The organism is Ruegeria sp. AK4, from assembly GCF_056541025.1.
In genome coordinates, this window is record NZ_JBQFXS010000001.1 from 598,055 (window position 1) to 618,199 (window position 20,145).

General features: G+C 61.6%; 20 protein-coding genes. 11 read left to right on the forward strand and 9 right to left on the reverse strand.

Going from position 1 to position 20,145, the window contains the following annotated elements:
* Positions 1-30 precede the first annotated feature (30 nt).
* Positions 31-1,326, forward strand: a complete 1,296-nt coding sequence (locus ACR0EZ_RS02685; protein ID WP_480610485.1) for an MmgE/PrpD family protein — start codon at positions 31-33, stop codon at positions 1,324-1,326.
* On the opposite strand, the gene pyrC is transcribed toward ACR0EZ_RS02685, so the two are convergent.
* Positions 1,323-2,360, reverse strand: coding sequence for a dihydroorotase (gene pyrC / locus ACR0EZ_RS02690; RefSeq protein ID WP_480610488.1), 1,038 nt, complete (start codon positions 2,358-2,360; stop codon positions 1,323-1,325). The genes ACR0EZ_RS02685 and pyrC overlap by 4 nt on opposite strands.
* 150 nt (positions 2,361-2,510) lie before the next feature.
* Here pyrC and ACR0EZ_RS02695 point away from each other — a divergent pair, with 150 nt between their 5' ends.
* Both ACR0EZ_RS02695 and ACR0EZ_RS02700 read left to right on the forward strand, forming a co-directional pair.
* Entirely contained in the window at positions 2,511-3,419 is a 909-nt protein-coding gene (locus ACR0EZ_RS02695) for an AAA family ATPase (protein WP_480610491.1), read from the forward strand.
* A 58-nt stretch (positions 3,420-3,477) separates the two neighbouring features.
* Positions 3,478-4,734 carry a vWA domain-containing protein gene (locus tag ACR0EZ_RS02700; protein WP_480610493.1) on the forward strand — a complete coding sequence of 419 codons (1,257 nt, stop codon included), beginning with the start codon at positions 3,478-3,480 and terminating at the stop codon, positions 4,732-4,734.
* 3 nt (positions 4,735-4,737) lie between these two features.
* On the opposite strand, the gene ACR0EZ_RS02705 is transcribed toward ACR0EZ_RS02700, so the two are convergent.
* A complete protein-coding gene (locus ACR0EZ_RS02705; RefSeq protein WP_480610496.1) occupies positions 4,738-5,238 on the reverse strand; it encodes a hypothetical protein in 501 nt (166 codons plus the stop codon).
* 228 nt (positions 5,239-5,466) lie between these two features.
* Between ACR0EZ_RS02705 and ACR0EZ_RS02710 the strand changes: the two genes are divergently transcribed.
* The 5 genes from ACR0EZ_RS02710 to ACR0EZ_RS02730 all read left to right on the forward strand — a co-directional run bounded on the left by ACR0EZ_RS02710 (position 5,467) and on the right by ACR0EZ_RS02730 (position 11,398).
* The gene (locus tag ACR0EZ_RS02710; RefSeq protein WP_480610498.1) at positions 5,467-6,435 is read left to right on the forward strand and encodes an XdhC family protein; all 969 of its coding nucleotides are present in this window, start codon (positions 5,467-5,469) and stop codon (positions 6,433-6,435) included.
* Positions 6,432-7,433: a molybdopterin-binding protein gene (locus tag ACR0EZ_RS02715; RefSeq protein ID WP_480610500.1), complete on the forward strand. Its 1,002-nt coding sequence runs from the start codon at positions 6,432-6,434 to the stop codon at positions 7,431-7,433. The genes ACR0EZ_RS02710 and ACR0EZ_RS02715 overlap by 4 nt, the downstream gene beginning before the upstream one ends.
* A 154-nt stretch (positions 7,434-7,587) precedes the next feature.
* Positions 7,588-8,073, forward strand: coding sequence for a (2Fe-2S)-binding protein (locus tag ACR0EZ_RS02720; RefSeq protein WP_420584112.1), 486 nt, complete (start codon positions 7,588-7,590; stop codon positions 8,071-8,073).
* Positions 8,074-8,150: 77 nt separating this feature from the next.
* Positions 8,151-10,511 (forward strand): xanthine dehydrogenase family protein molybdopterin-binding subunit, encoded by a 2,361-nt coding sequence (locus ACR0EZ_RS02725; RefSeq protein ID WP_480610503.1) that lies wholly within the window; start codon positions 8,151-8,153, stop codon positions 10,509-10,511.
* A gap of 95 nt (positions 10,512-10,606) precedes the next feature.
* Complete coding sequence (locus tag ACR0EZ_RS02730; protein WP_480610505.1) at positions 10,607-11,398, forward strand: FAD binding domain-containing protein; 792 nt, start codon at positions 10,607-10,609, stop codon at positions 11,396-11,398.
* 47 nt (positions 11,399-11,445) lie between these two features.
* On the opposite strand, the gene ACR0EZ_RS02735 is transcribed toward ACR0EZ_RS02730, so the two are convergent.
* Entirely contained in the window at positions 11,446-12,345 is a 900-nt protein-coding gene (locus tag ACR0EZ_RS02735) for a MurR/RpiR family transcriptional regulator (protein WP_480610508.1), read from the reverse strand.
* Between the two features lie 103 nt (positions 12,346-12,448).
* Between ACR0EZ_RS02735 and ACR0EZ_RS02740 the strand changes: the two genes are divergently transcribed.
* Both ACR0EZ_RS02740 and ACR0EZ_RS02745 read left to right on the forward strand, forming a co-directional pair.
* Entirely contained in the window at positions 12,449-13,216 is a 768-nt protein-coding gene (locus tag ACR0EZ_RS02740; RefSeq protein ID WP_480610511.1) for a beta-keto acid cleavage family enzyme, read from the forward strand.
* A complete protein-coding gene (locus tag ACR0EZ_RS02745; protein WP_480610514.1) occupies positions 13,213-14,529 on the forward strand; it encodes an aspartate aminotransferase family protein in 1,317 nt (438 codons plus the stop codon). The genes ACR0EZ_RS02740 and ACR0EZ_RS02745 overlap by 4 nt, the downstream gene beginning before the upstream one ends.
* Before the next feature lie 113 nt (positions 14,530-14,642).
* On the opposite strand, the gene infC is transcribed toward ACR0EZ_RS02745, so the two are convergent.
* The 6 genes from infC to ACR0EZ_RS02775 form a co-directional block, all read right to left on the reverse strand.
* Complete coding sequence (gene infC, locus ACR0EZ_RS02750) at positions 14,643-15,191, reverse strand: translation initiation factor IF-3 (protein ID WP_480611143.1); 549 nt, start codon at positions 15,189-15,191, stop codon at positions 14,643-14,645.
* A gap of 156 nt (positions 15,192-15,347) precedes the next feature.
* Positions 15,348-16,181 (reverse strand): ferredoxin--NADP reductase, encoded by an 834-nt coding sequence (locus tag ACR0EZ_RS02755; protein WP_480610516.1) that lies wholly within the window; start codon positions 16,179-16,181, stop codon positions 15,348-15,350.
* A 108-nt stretch (positions 16,182-16,289) separates the two neighbouring features.
* A complete protein-coding gene (locus tag ACR0EZ_RS02760; protein WP_480610518.1) occupies positions 16,290-16,697 on the reverse strand; it encodes a DUF934 domain-containing protein in 408 nt (135 codons plus the stop codon).
* On the reverse strand, positions 16,694-17,455 hold the full coding sequence (locus ACR0EZ_RS02765; RefSeq protein WP_480610521.1) for a phosphoadenylyl-sulfate reductase: 762 nt from the start codon (positions 17,453-17,455) through the stop codon (positions 16,694-16,696). Before ACR0EZ_RS02765 ends, ACR0EZ_RS02760 begins: the two co-directional genes overlap by 4 nt.
* Positions 17,445-19,109, reverse strand: coding sequence for a nitrite/sulfite reductase (locus tag ACR0EZ_RS02770; protein ID WP_480610523.1), 1,665 nt, complete (start codon positions 19,107-19,109; stop codon positions 17,445-17,447). The genes ACR0EZ_RS02765 and ACR0EZ_RS02770 overlap by 11 nt, the downstream gene beginning before the upstream one ends.
* Before the next feature lie 65 nt (positions 19,110-19,174).
* A complete protein-coding gene (locus ACR0EZ_RS02775) occupies positions 19,175-19,489 on the reverse strand; it encodes a DUF2849 domain-containing protein (protein WP_480610526.1) in 315 nt (104 codons plus the stop codon).
* A gap of 176 nt (positions 19,490-19,665) precedes the next feature.
* Between ACR0EZ_RS02775 and ACR0EZ_RS02780 the strand changes: the two genes are divergently transcribed.
* On the forward strand, positions 19,666-20,145 hold the full coding sequence (locus ACR0EZ_RS02780) for an Lrp/AsnC family transcriptional regulator (protein ID WP_480610529.1): 480 nt from the start codon (positions 19,666-19,668) through the stop codon (positions 20,143-20,145).

Sequence of the window (20,145 nt, forward strand, 5' to 3'; positions counted from 1 at the left end):
CAGCTTTTGGTGCGCGCTAGACTGCGCCTTATGAGTGATCTGACCACATCTTTAGCCGCCTTTGCCGCCGGTCCTGTTTCGACGTCTGCGCAGGCACGGATCGTGACATCCCTGTCCGCGCTGGACTGGATCGCCGTGGGGCGGGCCGGTGCGGCCGAACCCGTCTCTGTCACCGTGCGTGACATGATCCTGGACGAAGGCGGAGCCCCGCAGGCGCATCTGTTCGGGCAAGGCGCCGCGCCTCTGCGCGCGGCGGCGCTGGTGAACGGCACCGTGTCACACGCACTGGACTATGACGACACGCATTTCGCCCATATCGGCCATCCTTCGGTCGCCGTTTTGTCCGCCGCGCTGGCTGTCAGCGAATGGGATGACCGGATCCTCGTGGATTTCCTCGAGGCCGCTTTGGTCGGGATGGAGGTCTCGATTCGCATCGGCCTGTGGCTGGGGCGCGGCCACTATCAGGCCGGGTTCCATCAGACCGCCACCGCAGGGGCCTTTGGATCAGCGGTCGCGGTCGGGCGGATCTTCGGGTTCGACGCCAATCAGATGCGGCGGGTTCTGGGCCTGACCGCAACACGCGCGGCGGGTTTGAAGGCGCAATTCGGCACGATGGGCAAACCCTATAACGCCGGTCTGGCCGCGTCCGCCGGGGTCGAGGCCGCCGCGCTGATTCAGCGCGGTTTCGAGCCAAATGCGAGTGCGCTTGAAGGGCAGTATGGATTCGGAGCCACTCACGAAGGGGCCGACAATACAGATGCGGCGCTGGATGGGCTGGGCCAGGAATGGCTGTTCGAATCCGTCAGCCATAAATTCCACGCCTGCTGCCACGGCTTGCATGCGGCGCTAGAGGCCGCGCGGGAACTGGATATCGGGGAACCCGAAGTGGCCGAGATCAAGATCAAAACCCATCTGCGCTGGATGAGCGTGTGCAACCAGATGTCTCCGACCACCGGGCTGGGGGCGAAATTCTCGTACCGCACGGTGATTGCCATGCAGGCGTTGGGTTTCGATACCGCCTTGCCTGGCAGCTATTCGGAAAAGACCTGCGCCAACCCGCGCATTCAGTCCCTGCGGGATCGCATAACGGTTGAGGCGGACGAAAGCCTGACCGAAACACAGGCGCACTTATCGCTGCTACGCCGCGACGGGGGGCGGCGCGAAGCGACCCATGACCTGTTGGCCCCAATGTCGCTTGCGGATCGCGAGGACCGCGTGCGCGGCAAAGCCGCCAAGCTGATCGGAGGCGACGATGCGGATGCGATATGGTCGATGCTCCGCACCGGAGGCCGCGCCCGCGATCTGGCAAAAATGCTGGCGGATTAAGACACGCGCCAGTGCAGCGGGAATCCCGGGTCAAACACCGTCACCGGCCCGTCCCCGGTTTCGATCTTGGCCGGGTATGCGACCGGATCGCCTTTGGTCAGGGTCAGTGTGTCCTCGTTCACCGGCAGTCGGTAAAACGCCGGACCGTTCAGCGATGCGAACCCTTCCAGCTTGTCCAACGCACCTTCACGGTCGAACATCTCGGCCAGCAGGGACATGGTGTTGGTCGCGGTGAAGCACCCGGCACAGCCACAGGCCATTTCCTTGTTGTCATCCGTGTGCGGCGCGCTGTCCGTGCCCAGGAAATACCGCGCATCGCCCGAGGTCGCAGCGGCCAGCAGCGCAAGGCGATGCTCTTCCCGCTTGGCGACCGGCAGGCAGTAGTAATGCGGTTTGATCCCGCCAACCAGAATGTGGTTGCGGTTGATGATCAGGTGATGCGCCGTGATCGTCGCGCCCAGATCGGTATCATTGGCTTTGACGTATTCAACACCGTCGCGTGTCGTGATGTGCTCCATCACCACTCGCAGACCCGGCGTGGCCTTGCGGATCGGGTCCAGCACGCGGTCGATGAACACCGCCTCACGGTCGAAAATGTCGATTTCCGCATCTGTGACCTCACCATGCACGCAAAGCGGCAAGCCGATCTCTGCCATCTTCTCAAGCACGGGCCGCACCTTGTCGAAGTCCCGTACGCCCGAATGCGAATTGGTTGTAGCCCCGGCAGGATACAGCTTGACCGCCTTGATCAGTCCGCTGGCATGGGCAGCGGCCATATCCTCGGGGTCGGTATCCTCGGTCAGATACAGGGTCATCAGCGGCTCGAACGTCATGTCGTCGGGAAGGGCGGCCATGATGCGCTCGCGATAGGCTGCGGCCTGCGCGCCTGTCACGACGGGGGGCACAAGGTTGGGCATGATGATCGCGCGGGCAAAATGGCGCGCGGTTTCGGGCAGGACGGCCTGCAACATCGCGCCGTCGCGCAGATGCAGGTGCCAGTCGTCGGGGCGGCGGATCGTGAGGGTATCGGTCATGGCCCCCGGCTAGCACAGCGCGGTCAGTGGCGAAAGGCCCTGAATCCCCGGCAACCCCTTGTCAACTGGCCGGAACGCCGTAAGTCCCTGCAAAGGCCCGGACTTGACGCGCAAGCGCCATCATGACCTGTTGTGCCCGAGGAGAGCATTATGACGCAGCCAAATACCATCGACGCCGTTCAAACCATGCTGGGTGCGCAGGGCTATGTCTGCGGGCGGTCGCTGGCGACGGTCGTGTTCCTGTCGCTGAAGCTCGGGCGTCCGTTGTTTCTGGAAGGTGAGGCAGGCGTCGGCAAAACCGAAATCGCCAAGGCGCTGGCCACCGGTCTGAACCGCCGCCTGATCCGCCTGCAATGCTACGAGGGGCTGGATGCGTCCTCGGCGGTCTATGAATGGAACTTCCCCGCCCAGATGGTCGCTATCCGCACCGCCGAGGCCTCGGGCAGCGCGGATCGGGGAACGCTTCAATCCGAACTCTTCTCGGACGACTACCTGATCGAACGCCCCTTGCTGCAGGCCATGCGCCCCGATGAAAACGGCGCGCCGGTCCTGCTGATCGACGAGTTGGACCGCACCGATGAACCGTTCGAGGCCTTCCTGCTGGAAGCGCTCAGCGATTTCCAGGTCACGATCCCCGAACTCGGCACGGTCAAAGCCCCGGAACCGCCCGTCGTCATCGTCACCTCGAACCGCACGCGCGAGGTGCACGACGCCCTGAAACGCCGCTGCCTTTATCATTGGGTCGACTACCCCGATTTCGACCGCGAGATCGAAATCCTCCACGCTCGCGCTCCCGAGGCCGCAAAGGCGCTCAGCCGCGAGGTCGTCGCGTTTGTCCAACGACTGCGCACCGAAGACCTATTCAAAAAGCCCGGCGTTGCCGAAACCATCGACTGGGCCAAATGCCTGCTGGCGCTGGATGTAATCAACCTCAGCCCCGAGGTGATCGGCGACACGCTGGGCGCAATCCTGAAATACCAGGACGATATCCAAAAACTGCAGGGGTCCGAGGCGAAACGAATCCTCGATCAGGCCAAAGCCGACCTCGAACCCGCCTGATGCTTCATCTTTTCCCAAATACTCCGGGGGTATGGGGGCAGAGCCCCCATGACGGATGATGGCAGAACAACTCCCGCTCGATATCCCCGATAACCCGAAGCTGGCGCAGAACATCACCCATTTCGCACGGGCCCTGCGTAAGGCTGGGCTGCCCATCGGCACGGGCCGCGTTGTTGACGCTATCCGCGCGGTTCAGGCTGCGGGCTTCACTGAGAAACGCGATTTCTACTGGACCCTGCATGCCTGTTTCGTGAATCGCCCCGAGTACCGAACGGTGTTCGCCCAGGTCTTCCGCCTCTATTGGCGCGACCCGCGCTATCTGGAACACATGATGTCGATGATGCTGCCCGCCATCCGAGACGTGCAGGAGGAACGCAAGGCGGATGCGGGCGAAAAACGCGCTGCCGAGGCGCTGCTGGATGGGGTTGAGCGGGAATTTCCCGAATCTTCGGAAGACGAAGGCGGTACCGAGTTGGACATAGACGCCTCGCAAACCGCATCGTCCGAGGAACGGTTGCGCAGCCTGGATTTCGAACAGATGAGCACGGCGGAAATCGCACAGGCTAAACGCCTGCTGGCGCGCCTGAGCCTGCCGGTGAAACCCATCGAGTCGCGCCGTGGTCAGGCCAGCCACCTGGGCCACCGCATCGACCGCGCCCGCACCCTCCGATCCGCCATGCGGCAGGGCGGAGAACTGCGGGACATCGCCCGACAAAAGCCGAAACCGCGCTGGCCCAATCTGGTTGTGCTCTGCGATATTTCGGGCTCGATGAGCCAGTACAGCCGCCTGATCCTGCATTTCTTGCACACGGTCTCGAACGCCAAGGGGGCGGGCTGGGCCAAGGTGCATGCCTTTACCTTCGGCACCCGCCTGACCAACATCACGCGCCACCTGCAACAGCGCGACGTGGATGCCGCGTTGGCCGCCGCCGGGGCCGAGGCGCAGGATTGGGAGGGCGGCACCCGCATCGGCGAATGCCTGCACGCCTTCAACCGCGACTGGTCGCGGCGTGTCATGGGGCAGGGCGCGGTCGTGCTTTTGATCTCGGACGGTCTGGACCGGGGCGCGCCCGAGCTACTGGCGAAGGAAATGGAGCGCCTGCACCTGTCGTCACGCCGCCTGATCTGGCTCAACCCCTTGCTGCGCTGGGACGGTTTCGCCCCGAAAGCGCAGGGCGTTATGGCGATGCTGCCGCATGTGGACAGTTTCCGCGCCGGCCATTCGATTGCATCGCTCGAAGATCTGGCAACCGTGATCTCGCGGACCGACGATGTGGGTGAGAAAACGCGGCTGATCTCCGCGCTTTCCGCCTAGCTTTTACCCAAGCTGCTTTTCGTTGCACTCACGCGCCATTGCCATGGCTTTCTTGGTCCCGGTCAGATCGACGGTGAAGGCAAACTCTTTCTCGGGGAACACGATCATCACTTTCTTGTTGGCAATGTCATCTGCGAACTGAGGGTCATCTGACAGCACATAGCCCCCGGAATAGCCCTTGGTGATGTTGCCCTTCATCCCCGTCGCCTCACCGACGTAGATGTTGTCACCCAGCAGGATCGCCACGGCCTCTTTCTCGCCGCGCTTGATGTTGGTTTCGGCCTTGGTGAACACGCCCACATAGCCAACGCCGCGATCTTCGGTCAGGCCCATCTGCACAACGTTTTCGGAATCGTCCACCGCCTCGATCAGGCAGGATTTCTTTTCGTTGTCGATGAACACCTTCCAGCCTTCGACCTCGCCATAGCGTTCGAATGTATCAGCCCATCCGGCGGTCGAGGCCAGCAGGCCAACGGCCGTTCCCAGTGTTAGAATGCGTTTCAATGTCTTGTCTCCGATTAAGGGGGATCTGTGCGCGCTTCCGGTAATCATCCGGCTACCCTGCGCAGGCTAGAACCGGGCGTGTTGGTAATCAATCCTTTGCGTATGTGAATGTGAAAAGGGCCGTTTGCCGCCGAAGTCACAGGCCCGGATCGCGCGGCATCGACCTTGGTCCGCTTTTCATTACGCTAATCCTGCCTATGTTGGATCGGAAGACTCGGGGAGAGTTCAATGGAACGATTCGATAACAGTCCAGAAACGGCGTTGAACTGGTATCGCGCCGGGCGCGGTGCGGCCCTTGCCACCGTGGTCGAAACCTGGGGCAGCGCGCCACGGCGCGTCGGCGCGCAGCTGGTCATTGGTGGTGATGGCCGGATCGAAGGCTCCGTCTCGGGCGGTTGCGTCGAAGGCGCGGTGATTGTCGAGGCGCTGGAAGCCATCGACGAGGGTGAGGCGCGCCTGCTGGAGTTCGGCGTCAGCGACGAAGATGCCTTTGCCGTGGGTTTGGCCTGTGGCGGAACCATCCGCGTACTTGTCGAACCCGTGGGCAAGGTCCTGCCGGAACCCATGCTGGCCGAACTGGTCGCCGCGCGGGCGGCGCGCGAGCCTCTGGCCTATGAAGTGAATATCGAAACCGGCCACCGGGCGTTACGGCGCAACGCTTACAAGGATCGGTTGCGGATGGACCTGTCCGGTTTCGAACAGGACGGGCAGACCTTTGTCGCCGTACATAACCCTCCGCTGCGCCTGATCGTCGTCGGTGCGGTTCACATCGCGCAGGCCCTGGTGCCGATGGCGCGGATTGCCGGATATGACCCGGCCATCGTGGACCCGCGCGAGGCATTCGCCTCGGATGACCGCTTTCCGGGTGAGAAAATCCTGACCGACTGGCCGGACGAGGCCGTTGCCCGCCTGGGTCTGGATGCGCGCACGGCGCTGGTCCTGCTGACGCACGACCCAAAGCTCGATGACCCGGCGTTGCAGGCGGCGCTTGGTGCGGGCGTTTTCTATATCGGTGCGCTCGGATCGACCCGGACCCACGCCAAACGGATCGAGCGGATGAAAGCCGCCGGGTTCAGCGACGCTCAGATCGGGCGCATTCACGGACCCATCGGTTTGGATATCGGCGCCTCTGACCCGTCCGAGATTGCGGTGGCGATTCTGGCGCAGATGACGGCGGTGCTGCGGGGTAAGGCATGAAGTTTGGTCCGGTGCCGGTGGCAGATGCCGGTGGCGCGATCCTAGCGCATTCGGTGACGGCGGATGGCAAGAAACTGCGCAAGGGGCTGACCCTTTTGCCGGAACATGTCGCGCAGCTTTCCGGTGCCGGTATTGCCGAAGTCACCGTGGCCCGGCTGGAACCCGGTGATTGTCACGAGGACGAGGCCGCGCGCCTGCTGGCCGTCGCACTGGCACCGGACGCGGCCTCGGCCAATCTGCGTGTGACCGAGGCGTTCACGGGCCGGGTGAACTTGCTGGCCGACGGGCCGGGTGTCGCGGTGTTCGACGTCGATGCAATCGAGCGGTTCAATCAGGTGAACCCGATGATCACGGTCGCGACGGTACCTCAATACCAGCAGATGAGCACCGGGGGCATGGTCGCGACGATCAAGGTGATTTCCTATGCCGTCCCAAAAGACGATGTTCAGCGCGCCGCAGAGCTTGCCCGCGATTCAGTTCGTCTTGTCTGCCCGGTCTACGAAACCGCCGGTCTGATCGTGACGGACATTCCCGGCGGGCCGCCCAATGAAAAGGGGATCGCCGCCATCCGGGGCCGGGTCGAGGCGTTGGGTATGAACCTGAGCGACGTGAAAATTGTGCCGCACCGGGCCGATGCGCTGTCGGCCGCGATCGCGGAAGCAGGCGGCGATCTGACAATGATCCTGACCGGCTCCGCAACATCGGATGTCAACGACGTCGCGCCCGCCGCGGTCCGCATGGCCGGTGGCCGCGTGGATCGGTTCGGGATGCCGGTTGACCCGGGGAACCTGTTGTTCCTAGGCCAACTCGCAGATCGCCCTGTGATCGGTTTGCCGGGTTGCGCTCGGTCTCCGGCGCTGAACGGTGCGGATTGGGTTTTGTCCCGCGTCGCCTGTGGGATCGAAACAACCGCCATCGATATCGCCGGCATGGGCGTGGGCGGTCTGCTCAAAGAGATACCGACCAGACCGCAGCCCCGGGCGCAAAGAAAGAAGTGACGCAACGGCATTTTTGACTGCGTTCCTTCGGGAATTAGCTAGTGGAAGCCGAGCGTTACTCCCCGCTCGGATTGCGACAAGATTTTTGTTCTCAAACGAAAATTCCCGTGTTTAACTCGGTCGCAAGGGAGAATTACAAAATCGGGAGGAACTAATGACACAGGTCTCAATGACCGTGAACGGCAAGTCCGTGAGCGGTGATGTCGAAGGCCGGACGTTGCTGTCCAGCTTTCTGCGCGACCACCTTTCGCTGACCGGAACACATGTGGGCTGCGACACGGCGCAATGCGGCGCGTGTGTGGTGCATGTAAACGGTGAGGCGGTGAAGTCCTGCAACATGCTGGCGCTCGAGGCCGACGGGGCCGATGTGGGCACCATCGAAGGTCAGGCAAATGCCGATGGCTCGCTGAACGTGATCCAGCAGGCGTTTCAGGATCATCACGGGCTTCAATGCGGGTTCTGCACGCCGGGCATGGTGATGAGTGCCGCGGCGCTGCTCAAGGACAATCCACGCCCGACCGAAGCGGAAATCCGGAAGTATCTGGAAGGCAACCTGTGCCGCTGCACGGGCTACCACAATATCGTCAAGGCGATCATGGCCGCATCCGGTCAGGACGTCAGCAGCATCGCTGCCGAATGATGCTGCAGCGGGCGTCGGGGGAGACGCCCGTGGGATGACACAGGATGCACGCGCATCCACAGGGAGGAGAACAAGCAATGCCCAAAGACAGTGGCATCGGAGCCAGTTCCAAGCGGCGCGAGGACGTGCGCTTTCTGACCGGAGCAGGCAGTTACACCGACGACATCAACGTGGCCGGACAGGCCTATGTGCATTTCCTGCGCTCGGATATCGCGCATGGCCGTTTGAAAAATGTGGACACATCAGCGGCTGAGGGTATGCCGGGCGTGGTCAGGGTTTTCACCGGCAAGGATTTCGAAGGCGTGGGCGGCATCCCCTGCGGTTGGGAGGTGACGGACAAGCACGGTGCGCCCATGCAGGAACCCGCGCACCCCATTCTGGCGCAGGGCAAGGTGCGCCATGTGGGCGATCCCATCGCCGCCGTGGTGGCCGACAGTCTGGAACAGGCGCGCGATGCCGCCGAGGCGATCGATGTGGATATCGAGGAGTTGCCCGCCGTGATCGACATGAAGGCCGCCGCGCAGGATGGCGCAACTTTGGTCCATGACGATCTGAAGAACAACATCTGCTATGATTGGCAACTGGGCGAGGCCGACGATGCCAAGGTCAACGAAGTGTTTGCCAATGCGGCCCATGTGACCACGCTGGATCTTGTCAACAACCGTCTGGTCGCCAACCCGATGGAGCCGCGCGTGGCGGTGGGTGAGTATAAGCGCGGGACGGATGAGTACACGCTCTATACGACCTCGCAGAACCCGCATGTGATCCGCCTGCTGATGTGCGCCTTTGTGCTGGGCCTGCCCGAGCACAAGGTGCGCGTGGTGGCCCCGGATGTGGGCGGCGGCTTTGGCACCAAGATCTTCCACTATGCGGAAGAGGCGTTCTGTACCTTCGCGGCCAAAACCTGCAACCGCCCGGTCAAGTGGACCTCGAGCCGGTCCGAGGCGTTTATGTCAGATGCCCATGGTCGCGACCATGTCAGCACCATCGAACTGGCGCTGGATGCCGACAATAACTTTGTCGGGTTGCGCACCAACACCTTTGCAAACCTCGGCGCGTATCTGTCGACCTTCTCCAGTTCCGTACCCACATGGCTGCACGGTACGCTGATGGCAGGCAACTACAAGACGCCGGTCATTCAGGTGAACGTGAAGGCGATGTTCACCAACACGGTGCCGGTGGATGCCTATCGCGGCGCGGGCCGCCCCGAGGCGACGTTCCAGCTAGAGCGGGTCGTGGACAAGGCCGCGCGCGAGTTGGGGGTCGATCCGATTGCGCTGCGCCGTCAGAACTTTGTCACCCAGTTCCCCTATGACACTCCGGTGGCGCTGACCTATGACACCGGGGACTATAACGGGACGATGGACAAGCTCGAGGCCGCTGCCGATCTGGCAGGCTTTGCCGCACGGCGTGCGGCAAGTGAGGCCAAGGGCAAGCTGCGGGGTCTGGGCATCAACTGCTATATCGAGGCCTGCGGCATTGCGCCGTCGAACATTGTTGGCATGCTGGGGGCCCGGGCGGGTCTTTACGATGCGGCGACGGTGCGGGTGAATGCGACTGGATCGATCAGCGTCATGGTCGGTGCGCACAGTCACGGGCAGGGGCACGAGACCGCCTTCCCGCAGGTTGTGGCCGACATGATCGGTATCGACGAGTCGATGGTCGAGATCGTGCATGGCGATACCTCGAAGATCCCGTTTGGCATGGGCACCTATGGCTCGCGGTCTTTGGCGGTCTGTGGTTCGGCCATGGTCAAGGCGACCGAGAAGGTGATCGAAAAGGCCAAGAAGATCGCTGCGCATCTGCTGGAAGCGTCCGAGGCCGATATCGAGCTGAAGGACGGTCAGTTCAGCGTGGCGGGTACCGACAAGTCGGTGGCCTGGGGCGATGTGACCCTGACGGCCTATGTGCCGCATAACTATCCGCTGGAAGTCGAGCCGGGGCTGGAGGAAACCGCGTTCTATGACCCGGCCAACTTCACCTTCCCGGCAGGTGCCTATGCTTGCGAGGTCGAGGTTGATCCGGAAACCGGTCAGGTCACGATCGAGGCGTTCACGGCAGCGGATGACTTTGGCAACATCGTCAACCCGATGATCGTGGATGGCCAGGTGCATGGCGGTATCGGTCAGGGCATCGGTCAGGCTTTGCTGGAGAACTGCGCCTATGACGAGAACGGTCAATTGCTGAGCGCGTCTTACATGGATTACGCCATGCCGCGTGCCGACGATGTGCCGTTTTATGGCGTCGATCATTCCAGCCAGACACCGTGCACGCACAATCCGCTGGGTGTGAAGGGCTGTGGTGAGGCCGGGGCGATCGGGTCTCCGCCTGCGGTGGTCAATGCGGTTCTTGATGCGCTGAATTCGGGCGGCAAGGCAGTTGATCATATCGACATGCCGGTGAGCCCGTCGCGCGTTTGGGCGGCGATGAACGGCTGAGTTGGAGAGGGCGGACCGGGGGCCAGCCCCCGGACCCCCGGGATATTTGTAGCCAGATGAAGAGCGGATCTGCGTTCTTCGGAAAGGAAGACGAAATGTACAGTTTCGAGTTTGAGAAGCCCTCGACCATCGCCGACGCGGTTGCTGCGTTGGGGGCCGAGGATGCGCAGGCGTTGGGGGGTGGCCAGACGCTGATCCCGACGCTGAAGCAACGGCTGGCGTCGCCGTCGGTGCTGGTCAGCGTGAGCGGGATTGCCGAGATGATCGGGGTCTGTGTCGAGGATGACGGCTCGGTCTCGGTCGGCGGGGCGACGACCCATGCCACGGTGGCGCGCGAGGCGGCCGGGTCTTATCCGGCGCTGGCTGCGCTGGCGGGGCAGATCGGAGACCCGGCGGTGCGCAATCGCGGCACCATTGGCGGGTCGGTGGCCAACAATGATCCGGCGGCCTGTTATCCGGCGGGTGTGCTGGGCTCGGGCGCGACCATCGTGACCAATACCCGGCAGATCGCTGCTGATGACTTCTTTGAGGGCATGTTCAGCACTGCGTTGGACGAGGGTGAGATCATCACCTCGGTCCGCTTTCCGGTGCCGCAAGCGGCGAGCTATCAGAAGTTCCTGCAGCCGGCCTCGCGCTTTGCGCTGGTCGGGGTCTATCTGGCGCGGTTCGCGGATGGCGTTCGCGTCGCCGTCACCGGGGCCAGCGAGGACGGCGTGTTCCGCTGGTCCGAGGCAGAGCAGGCGCTGAACACGGAATTCCGCGCCGATGCGTTGATGGGGCTCAGTATCAACCCCGCAAACATGATCGGCGATCTGCATGGCAGCAAGGATTATCGCGCGCATTTGGTCAGCGTCATGACCAAGCGGGCTGTCGCAGCCTGCATGTGAGCGGAAGCGTCAAGCAAAACGGAAGCCTCGGCAAGCGCCGGGGCTTTCTATTTGCGACGCACCCTTGGCGGTTTGGCCGGTTGCCAGTAAGCCCGCGTATCCTCGCGCGCTTTCTGGTAGTCTTCGACACGGGTTCGGGCCTCGGCACCTCCGGCTAGGAAAAGATGGCCCAGCAGGCATTCCAGAACGGCCATTGCGCCCGAAAAGCTGGAGAAGTGATGCCGCGACCGTGTGCTGATCTGGAATGAGGTGTCGGCTTGGATGCCCGGCGCGATGACGTCGCTGTCCGAGATCAGGATGATTTTGGCACCTTTTTCCCGGGCGAACCGAATGGACCGGATGGTATCGGCGGAATACGGGCTGACCGTGATGGCCAGCAGGCAGTCTTGCGTGCCGGCCTGTAGCAAATCATCAATTGCGGACCCCATATGCCGCGGGATTAGGTGCAGTCCGGGGTGGGCCATGCGGCCCGCGTAGTGAAAGTAATAGGCCAGCGCATAGCTGGCACGGGTCGCGGTCACGAAGCACCGGCGCGCGTTGAGGATGCACTCAATCGCTTGTTGCATCTTTTCCGGCTCAATTTGCCTTAGCGACCGGGCGACCACATTCAGTTCGTTCTGGGCAAAGTCCGCTTGTGCCGCGCCAAAGGCGCTTTCGGACCGCAGGCGCGCGATCCAGTCCTGCCTCAGGCGATCTTCGCTGTCGGTGACAAGGGCGTCCCGGAAGGGGCGGCGAAAGGCATCGAAACTGTCAAATCCCAGTCGCTGGGCCAGTCGGACAAGCACGTTGGAACTGACGCCGATTTTGCTGGCTGTCACGCGGATCGGATCGATGCCAAAATCGCCGGGGCGGTCGACGATGTATTTGGCGGCGGCCTGAAGCTGGGCAGGCATTGCGTCAATGTCGCGCCGCAACCGGTCGGTTAGCTGGTCGGGTGTTGCGTTCATGGTAGAAGAAAAACATATGTTTTCAATTTGGCAAGTTGAAAACATGACCGATGCGGATAGATGGGCGTAAGAAATGGGAGATTGGCGGATGCCGGAACCTAAAATGACCCAAATGAAGACTGGAACCCGCACTTACATTCTGGTGGCTCCGAATGGTGCGCGGCGGGGGCATGCGGAGCATGCGGCGCTTCCGGTTTCTTTGGATGAAATTGTGAAAACGGCACAAAGTTGCTCCAGGGCGGGTGCGAACGGGCTGCACCTGCATATCCGCGATGCGCAGGGGCGGCACTCGCTGGACGCCGGTCAATACCTGGAGACAATCGCCGCGTTAAAGGCCGCCATTCCGGCGATGGATGTGCAGATCACCACCGAGGCGGCTGGCGTCTTTGATGTCGAGGCGCAGTTCCAGTGTTTGCACGGCGTGCGCCCTGAATGGGCGTCGATCTCGGTGCGTGAGATTGCGCGACAGCCGGATATGGCGGATCGGGTATATGGGCTGTGCGCCGAGCAGGGGACGCGCGTTCAGCATATTCTCTATGACGCCAGCGATGCCGCTTTGCTGGATAACTGGCAGAAGGAGGGGCTCGTGCGCAGCGATCAGATTGATCGGTTGCTGGTGCTGGGGCGATACACAGCCAACCAGCAGTCCGCACCGCAGGACATTGACCTGTTCCCCCAGCCAGCGTCGCCCTGGATGGTTTGCGCCTTTGGCCCGCAGGAACACCTGTGTCTGGCCGAGGCCGCCTTGCGCGGCGGGGACCTGCGCGTAGGTTTTGAAAACAGTCTGACCGGTCCCGACGGTCAGCCTTGGAATGACAATGCGGCGTCGGTGGCCGCTTTGGTCTCTCTTCTGGAAAGGACGATGAAATGAGCCATGTGTTTCCGCGTCACACCAAATCGGAACTGCCTGTCGCCGCAGGGGGGGATGGGTGCTACTTGATTGACGCGCAGGGCAAGCGGTATCTGGATTGCGGGGACGCGGCGGTGTCCTGTCTGGGGCATTCCAACCCTGCCGTGATCCGTGCGGTGCAGGAACAGGTCGGGCAGGTCGCCTTTGCCCATACCGGGTTCATGACGTCGGAACCGGCCGAAGCGTTGGCCGATCTGCTGATCGAACATGCGCCGGGCGATCTGGACCGGGTGTATTTCGTGTCCGGCGGGTCCGAGGCGACCGAGGCTGCGATCAAGCTGGCGCGGCAGTATTTTCTGGAAATCGGCCAGCCCGAACGGCGGCACGTGATCGCCCGGCGGCAGAGCTATCACGGCAATACGCTGGGGGCCTTGTCGGCGGGCGGCAATGCGTGGCGAAGGGCGCAATTCGCGCCGATGCTGATCGAGATGACCCATATCGCGCCTTGCTACGAATATGCCGAAAAGCCCGAAGGTGAGAGCAGCTTGGACTACGGCCAGCGCGTTGCCGACGAGTTGGAGGCCGAGATTCTACGACTGGGCCCGGACACGGTCATGGCCTTCATGGCTGAACCTGTGGTGGGGGCGACTCTGGGCGCGGTTCCGGCGGTTGAGGGGTATTTCAAGCGCATCCGCGAAATCTGCGATCAATATGGCGTACTGCTGATCCTGGATGAGGTCATGTGCGGCATGGGACGGACCGGGCATTTGTTTGCCTGCGATCATGATGGTGTTGCGCCGGATATTCTATGTATCGCCAAAGGGTTGGGGGCTGGTTACCAGCCGATCGGTGCCATGCTGTGCACCGGGCAAATCTACGACGCGATCAAGAACGGCTCGGGGTTCTTTCAGCACGGGCACACCTATATCGGCCATCCCGTCGCAACAGCCGCGGCGCTGGCGGTGGTGCGGGAACTGACCGGGCGCGATTTGCCTGCACGCGCGGGCGTGATGGGGGAAAAGCTGCAATCCGCTTTGGAATCCGCCTTCGGGCAGCATCCGAACGTGGGCGATATTCGGGGCCGAGGTCTGTTCCGGGGCATCGAACTGGTCGCGGACCGGGACAGCAAGGCACCGTTTGAACCTTCGCGCGGCATTGCGGGCAAGATCAAGAAAGCGGCCTTTGCCGAAGGGCTGATCTGTTATCCGATGTCCGGCACGCGGGACGGCAAGCATGGGGACCACATCTTGCTGGCCCCGCCGTTCATCATCAAAGATCAGCAGGTCGAGGAATTGGTCGAAAAGCTGGGGCGTGCGATGGCGTCGGTTATCTGAGAATAACCGGTCGGCACAGAGGTTGCCGGTTCCTTGGCGGTCCAGCCCTTCGGACTATTCAAACAAAAAAGCTCCCGCAGTCTGGCGGGAGCTTTTAAAAAAAACCGGTGGATTTATTTCTGCGGCAGCGGGCCGATCATCATGATCATCTGACGGCCTTCCATCTTTGGCATGTTCTCGACCTTGCCCAGATCCTTGATGTCTTCGGCCACACGCTCCAGCAACTCGCGGCCCAGATTCTGGTGCGCCATCTCACGGCCACGAAAGCGCAGGGTCACTTTGACCTTGTCGCCCTTTTCCAGAAACTTGAAGACGTTCTTCATCTTCACGTCGTAGTCATGGATGTCGGTGTTGGGCCGGAATTTGACCTCTTTCACCTCAATGACTTTTTGTTTCTTGCGGGCTTCGCTTTCGCGTTTCTGCTGTTCGTACTTGTATTTGCCAAAATCCATGATCTTGCAGACCGGCGGGTTCGCGTTCGGCGAAATCTCGACCAGATCGAGGCCGGCATCTGCGGCAAGTTGCATGGCTTTGGCGGGATGAACCACCCCGACATTTTCACCTTCGGCGCCAATCAGGCGAATTTCGGGGGCACGGATTTTTTCGTTTACGCGCGGTCCGGTATCTCTCTGCGGCGGCGCGTTGTGGGGTCTGCGGGCTATGGGTTCATTCCTTTGATGATTGCAGAATTTCGAGCCCGGAAGTTAAACCGGTGCGCAAAGCGATTCAAGAAGCATAAGCGCCGGGGACCATGAAAAAGCCTGATTTACGACGGAAAATCGCTGACCGGGGTGCGAAATCCCGGCCAGCTTCGCAGATCAGCCGACAAAAGCCTTTTCGATCACGAATTCCTTGGGCTCGGAATTTGCGCCTTCGCGCAGGCCAAACCCTTCGAGAATTTCCTTGATATCCAGGTTGAAGGCAAGCGAGCCACAGACCATCGCGCGGTCGGTTTCGGGCTTGATGCCGCCTTCGATGCCCAGATCCGCAAAGACCGAGCCATCGTTCAGCAGGTCGGTGATGCGGCCCATCTTCGGGCTCTCTTCCCGGGTGGTGGTCGGGTAATACCGGATCTTGTCGGCGAAACCTTCGCCCATCAGTTCCGCCAGCATTTTGTCCTGACGGATGTTTTCAATCAGCTGGCGGCCATATTCCAGTTCCGCCACTTCGCGGCAGGTATGGGTGATGATGACTTCGTCATAATCCTCATAGGTCTGCGGTTCGCGCAGCAGGGACGCAAACGGCGCAAAGCCGGTGCCGGTGGCGAAGAACCACAGGCGCTTGCCGGGCAGCAGGGCGTCATGCACCAGCGTGCCAACGGGCTTGGGGCGCAGGATGATCTGATCGCCCGGCTTGATGTGCTGCAGTTTCGAGGTCAGCGGACCGTCCTGCACCTTGATCGAGTAGAACTCGAGCTCTTCGTCCCAGGAGGGCGAGGCGATGGAATAGGCGCGCAGCAACGGTTTGCCGTTATCGCCCAGCAGGCCGATCATCACAAACTCGCCCGAGCGGAACCGCAGCGAGGCAGGGCGCGAGACCTTGAAGGAAAACAGGCTGTCGGTCCAGTGCTTTACGTCGGTTACGGTCTGAGCGTCCGGCAGAACGGGGGCCTTTACGGCGGTGGCTTCGGTCACGGGTGTCATCTCTGTCATCGTTTCACTGCCGGTCTGGTAAACCGGCATCTCCGTTTAAGCTTTGATTCAAGTCATGAAAAGGGGGCAGATTGCCCCCTGGTTTTCACAAGCTGGCGATTTGCGTCCTTAGCCGCGCAGGCGGGCCTGGTAGCTATGGTCTTTCCAGTTGGCGCGGGCCAGCCACTGATCTTCGGGCTGGCGCGCGGCCAGAGCGTCGTCGATTTCAACCTCGTCAAAGCCGCTGCGGCGCGCCATGGCATACTGGTCGGCCAGAACGTGCCCCTTGGCGCGCAGGCGACCGGTAAAGCCTTTCAGGCGCAGAACGCGGGCGATTGTGAAGCCGCGCCCATCCGCCGAAGACGGGAAGTCCACACGCACCATCTGAGCGCTACCCAGACGTTCAGCCAGTTCATCCGGGTCGGTGTCCGAGGCCACATCCAGTGCGACCACATCATTGGCGGCATCGTCCAAAGTGACATAGCCGTCAGTCCAGTCGTCGGGCGCGAATCCGGTATCCGTTACGATTACGTTCATGTTCTCTCTCCGGCGCGCACCATCTTGCCATCGACAAAATGGATGCCGCATTCTTCCTTGTTCTGATCGCGCCAGCGTCCGGCGCGCGGGTCTTCGCCCTCTTTGACCGGCGAGGTGCAGGGCGCACAGCCGATCGATGGGTATCCTTTGGCCACCAGCGGATGCCGGGGCAGGTTGTTTTCGACCATGTAGGTGCGCACATCTTCGGGCGCCCAATGGGCCAGCGGGTTGACCTTGATCCGGCCTGTGCCGTCCTCAACCTCGAAAAACTCGAGCGCGGCGCGGGTGCCGGACTGAAACCTTTTCCGCCCGGTGATCCAGCCGTCATACCCGGCCAGCGCCTTTTGCAGCGGGAAGGTCTTGCGCAGGTTGCAGCACGCATCCGTGTCGCGCAGGCGCAGCGCGCCATACGGGTCTTCGCGTTCGATGTCCTCGTCCTCGGCGCGGACGATACGGACATTGGTCAACCCCAGACGTTCGCTGACATCCTGCTGGTACTCCAGCGTTTCGGTGAACAGCATCTGCGTGTCGACAAAAAGCACCGGCGTCGCCTTGTCGACTACGGCCGCCATATGCAGCAGAACGACCGACTCGGCACCGAAGCTCGAGACCAGAGCAAGCTCATCTATCGCGCCAATCGCGCCATGCATCACATCATGGGCGCTGTGATGTCGGAACCGGGCATTCAGCGCCTCGACCTGTTCGGTCAATTCGGCGCGGTCCTTGCCCAGTTCCGTCTGGATCAGGTCAAGCGGCATTGGCCTGCGCCTCGGGGTAAAGCGCCGCCTTGAACGGGGCCATGCCTACGCGGCGATAGGTTTCGATGAACGTCTCTTCGGCGCTGTCGCGCTGGTCCAGATAGGTGTCTACTATGCGTTCGACCGCTGGCACGATTTCGTCATAGGCAAAGCCGGGACCGGTGCGGTCGCCCACGGCAGCCGTTTCGGTCGCGTCACCGCCCAGCGTGATCTGGTAGTTCTCGACGCCCGCGCGATCCAGACCCAGGATGCCGATATGGCCCACATGGTGGTGACCACAGGCGTTGATGCAGCCCGAGATCTTGATCTTCATGTGGCCGATATCATGTTCCAGCTTCAGCTCGTCGAAGCGGGTTGCGATTTCCTGAGCAACCGGGATCGAACGCGCCGTGGCCAACGCGCAGTAATCCATGCCGGGGCAGGCGATGATGTCGCTGATCAGGCCGATATTGGCGGTGGCCAGCTCATGCTCTTTCAGCTTCGCGTGGATCGCCGGCAGGTCCGATTTGTGGACATGCGGCAGGATCACGTTCTGCTCGTGGCTGATGCGCAGCTCGTCATAGGCGAAGGTTTCAGCCAGATCGGCCATCACGCGCATTTGCTCGGCAGTCGCATCGCCCGGCGTCTGGCCGTGCTTCTTGATCGAGATCGTCACGATCGCGTGATCCGCGTTCTTGTGCGGCGCGATGTTGGTATCGACCCACGAGCGGAATACCGGATCGTTGGTATAGGCGCCTTCGAACGATGCAACCGAACCTTCGCGGAAATCAGGTGCCGCGAAGTGGCCCTTGATTTCTTCCAGCAGCGCCATGTCGGCCCCTTTGAACTGCGGGCGGACTTTCAGGAAACGCTCGTTCACCTTGGCGCGGATCGCGTCGATGCCATGCTCGTGCACGGTAATCTTGATACGTGCCTTATACTTGTTGTCGCGGCGGCCGATCTGGTTCCAGACCGACACGGTGGCTTCGAGATAGGCCAGCAGATCGTCAAAGGCGACGAACTCGGATAGTTCCTTGCCGATCATCGGGGTACGGCCCAGACCGCCGCCCACGATAACGCGGGCGCCCAGAACACCGTCACGTTCGACCAGTTGCAGGCCGATGTCATGCGCCTTGATCACGGCGCGGTCGTTCTCGGACCCGGTGATGGCGATCTTGAACTTGCGCGGCATGAACTGGAACTCCGGGTGGTCGGTCGACCACTGGCGCAGCAGTTCGGCATAGGGGCGCGGGTCGGCGATCTCATCCGCGGCGGCACCGGCGAAGTGGTCGGCGGTCACGTTGCGGATGGTGTTGCCCGAGGTCTGGATGGCGTGCATGCCAACCTCTGCCAGCGCGTCCAACATATCCGGCACGTCGTTCAGTTTCGGCCAGTTGTACTGGATGTTCTGGCGGGTGGTGAAATGGCCATAGCCCTTGTCCCACTTTTCGGCCAGCAGGGCCAGCTGACGCATCTGCGCGCTGGACAGGGTGCCGTAAGGAATGGCAACCCGCAGCATATAGGCGTGCAGCTGCAGATACAGGCCGTTCATCAGGCGCAGCGGCTTGAACTCATCTTCGGTTAGCGAGCCGTCGATGCGGCGCTCGACCTGTGCGCGGAACTGCGCGTTGCGTTCTGCCAAAAATGCTGTGTCGAACTCGGAGTAGCGATACATGTTTAGCTGTCCTTAGTTGCAGCCCCGAACCTTGGGGCCTTGAAGGGGAGAAAGGGGGCCAGGGATCAGGCCCGGGGCTGCGTTGCTATTTCCTGCTTGCCGTGGGCATAGTTTGACGGCCCGGTACGGCGGAAATCCTCGCGGAAATGGGTTGGCTCGGGGCCGTTCTTGCCTGCGACGGCATCGGCCAGATAGGCGCCCACGATCTTGTTTGCCTGACGCGCGGCATCCAGCAGACGCACCTGCGCATGCGCTTCGTCGGTGATCAGTTCCGCATCAGACAGGTCGCGCGACCAGCGATCATCTTCGGTCTGGTAGATCACGTCACCTTCGAGCAGGTCATTTGCCGTCACGACTTTGGGTGTGAATGCGCGGGCCATCAGGCGAGCTCCTTATTGAATGCGTCAGCAGTATGTTTGTTTCAGACGTGGGCTTATTTGACTTGCAATATAGGAAATATTCCCGGTATCACGCCATATGTGCGGATAAATAAGAACGTTTGTTTTCATTGCTCCGCCATTTGGAACGTTGGTTTCGAAACGGAAGGGAAATTGGAATGCCGGTGCGGATAGACGACACAGATCGGAAAATTCTGGCCGAACTGCAGCGCGACGCAAGTCAGTCGCTGGACGAAATAGCGGCTCGGGTCGGGAGTTCCAAGACGCCTGTCTGGAATCGAATCCGCAAGCTGAAAGGGGCCGGAATCATCGGCCAGCAGACCGTTTTGCTGGATGCCGAGGCGCTGGGATTTGAGGCGACATTCTTTGTTCTGATCCGCACGTCCGAGCACGAGGCGGAATGGCAGCGGAAATTCCTGAAAGCCCTGCGCGATCACCCCGAGGTGCAAGAGGCGCACCGTCTTGCCGGTGACATCGACTATATCCTGAAAGTCCGGGTCAAGAACGCCCGGGCCTACGACCAGTTTTATCAATCCCTGATCTCAGAGGTGCGGGTGCACAATGTGACAGCCCTGCTGTCGATGGAAGAGATCAAATCGACGACCATGCTGCCACTGAATGCGTTGATCGAGGGTTGA

What these genes read in the sequence shown, in the direction of transcription:
- ACR0EZ_RS02765 (WP_480610521.1), bottom strand. Translation starts at nt 17,455, where the DNA reads ATGCCGCTTGACCTGATCCAGACGGAACTGGGCAAGGACCGCGCCGAA.
- ACR0EZ_RS02780 (WP_480610529.1), top strand. Translation starts at nt 19,666, where the DNA reads ATGCCGGTGCGGATAGACGACACAGATCGGAAAATTCTGGCCGAACTG.
- ACR0EZ_RS02725 (WP_480610503.1), top strand. Translation starts at nt 8,151, where the DNA reads ATGCCCAAAGACAGTGGCATCGGAGCCAGTTCCAAGCGGCGCGAGGAC.
- ACR0EZ_RS02685 (WP_480610485.1), top strand. Translation starts at nt 31, where the DNA reads ATGAGTGATCTGACCACATCTTTAGCCGCCTTTGCCGCCGGTCCTGTT.
- ACR0EZ_RS02740 (WP_480610511.1), top strand. Translation starts at nt 12,449, where the DNA reads ATGACCCAAATGAAGACTGGAACCCGCACTTACATTCTGGTGGCTCCG.
- ACR0EZ_RS02745 (WP_480610514.1), top strand. Translation starts at nt 13,213, where the DNA reads ATGAGCCATGTGTTTCCGCGTCACACCAAATCGGAACTGCCTGTCGCC.
- ACR0EZ_RS02760 (WP_480610518.1), bottom strand. Translation starts at nt 16,697, where the DNA reads ATGAACGTAATCGTAACGGATACCGGATTCGCGCCCGACGACTGGACT.
- ACR0EZ_RS02775 (WP_480610526.1), bottom strand. Translation starts at nt 19,489, where the DNA reads ATGGCCCGCGCATTCACACCCAAAGTCGTGACGGCAAATGACCTGCTC.
- ACR0EZ_RS02715 (WP_480610500.1), top strand. Translation starts at nt 6,432, where the DNA reads ATGAAGTTTGGTCCGGTGCCGGTGGCAGATGCCGGTGGCGCGATCCTA.
- ACR0EZ_RS02710 (WP_480610498.1), top strand. Translation starts at nt 5,467, where the DNA reads ATGGAACGATTCGATAACAGTCCAGAAACGGCGTTGAACTGGTATCGC.
- ACR0EZ_RS02770 (WP_480610523.1), bottom strand. Translation starts at nt 19,109, where the DNA reads ATGTATCGCTACTCCGAGTTCGACACAGCATTTTTGGCAGAACGCAAC.
- ACR0EZ_RS02755 (WP_480610516.1), bottom strand. Translation starts at nt 16,181, where the DNA reads ATGACAGAGATGACACCCGTGACCGAAGCCACCGCCGTAAAGGCCCCC.
- ACR0EZ_RS02695 (WP_480610491.1), top strand. Translation starts at nt 2,511, where the DNA reads ATGACGCAGCCAAATACCATCGACGCCGTTCAAACCATGCTGGGTGCG.
- ACR0EZ_RS02720 (WP_420584112.1), top strand. Translation starts at nt 7,588, where the DNA reads ATGACACAGGTCTCAATGACCGTGAACGGCAAGTCCGTGAGCGGTGAT.
- pyrC (WP_480610488.1), bottom strand. Translation starts at nt 2,360, where the DNA reads ATGACCGATACCCTCACGATCCGCCGCCCCGACGACTGGCACCTGCAT.
- ACR0EZ_RS02735 (WP_480610508.1), bottom strand. Translation starts at nt 12,345, where the DNA reads ATGAACGCAACACCCGACCAGCTAACCGACCGGTTGCGGCGCGACATT.
- ACR0EZ_RS02730 (WP_480610505.1), top strand. Translation starts at nt 10,607, where the DNA reads ATGTACAGTTTCGAGTTTGAGAAGCCCTCGACCATCGCCGACGCGGTT.
- ACR0EZ_RS02700 (WP_480610493.1), top strand. Translation starts at nt 3,478, where the DNA reads ATGGCAGAACAACTCCCGCTCGATATCCCCGATAACCCGAAGCTGGCG.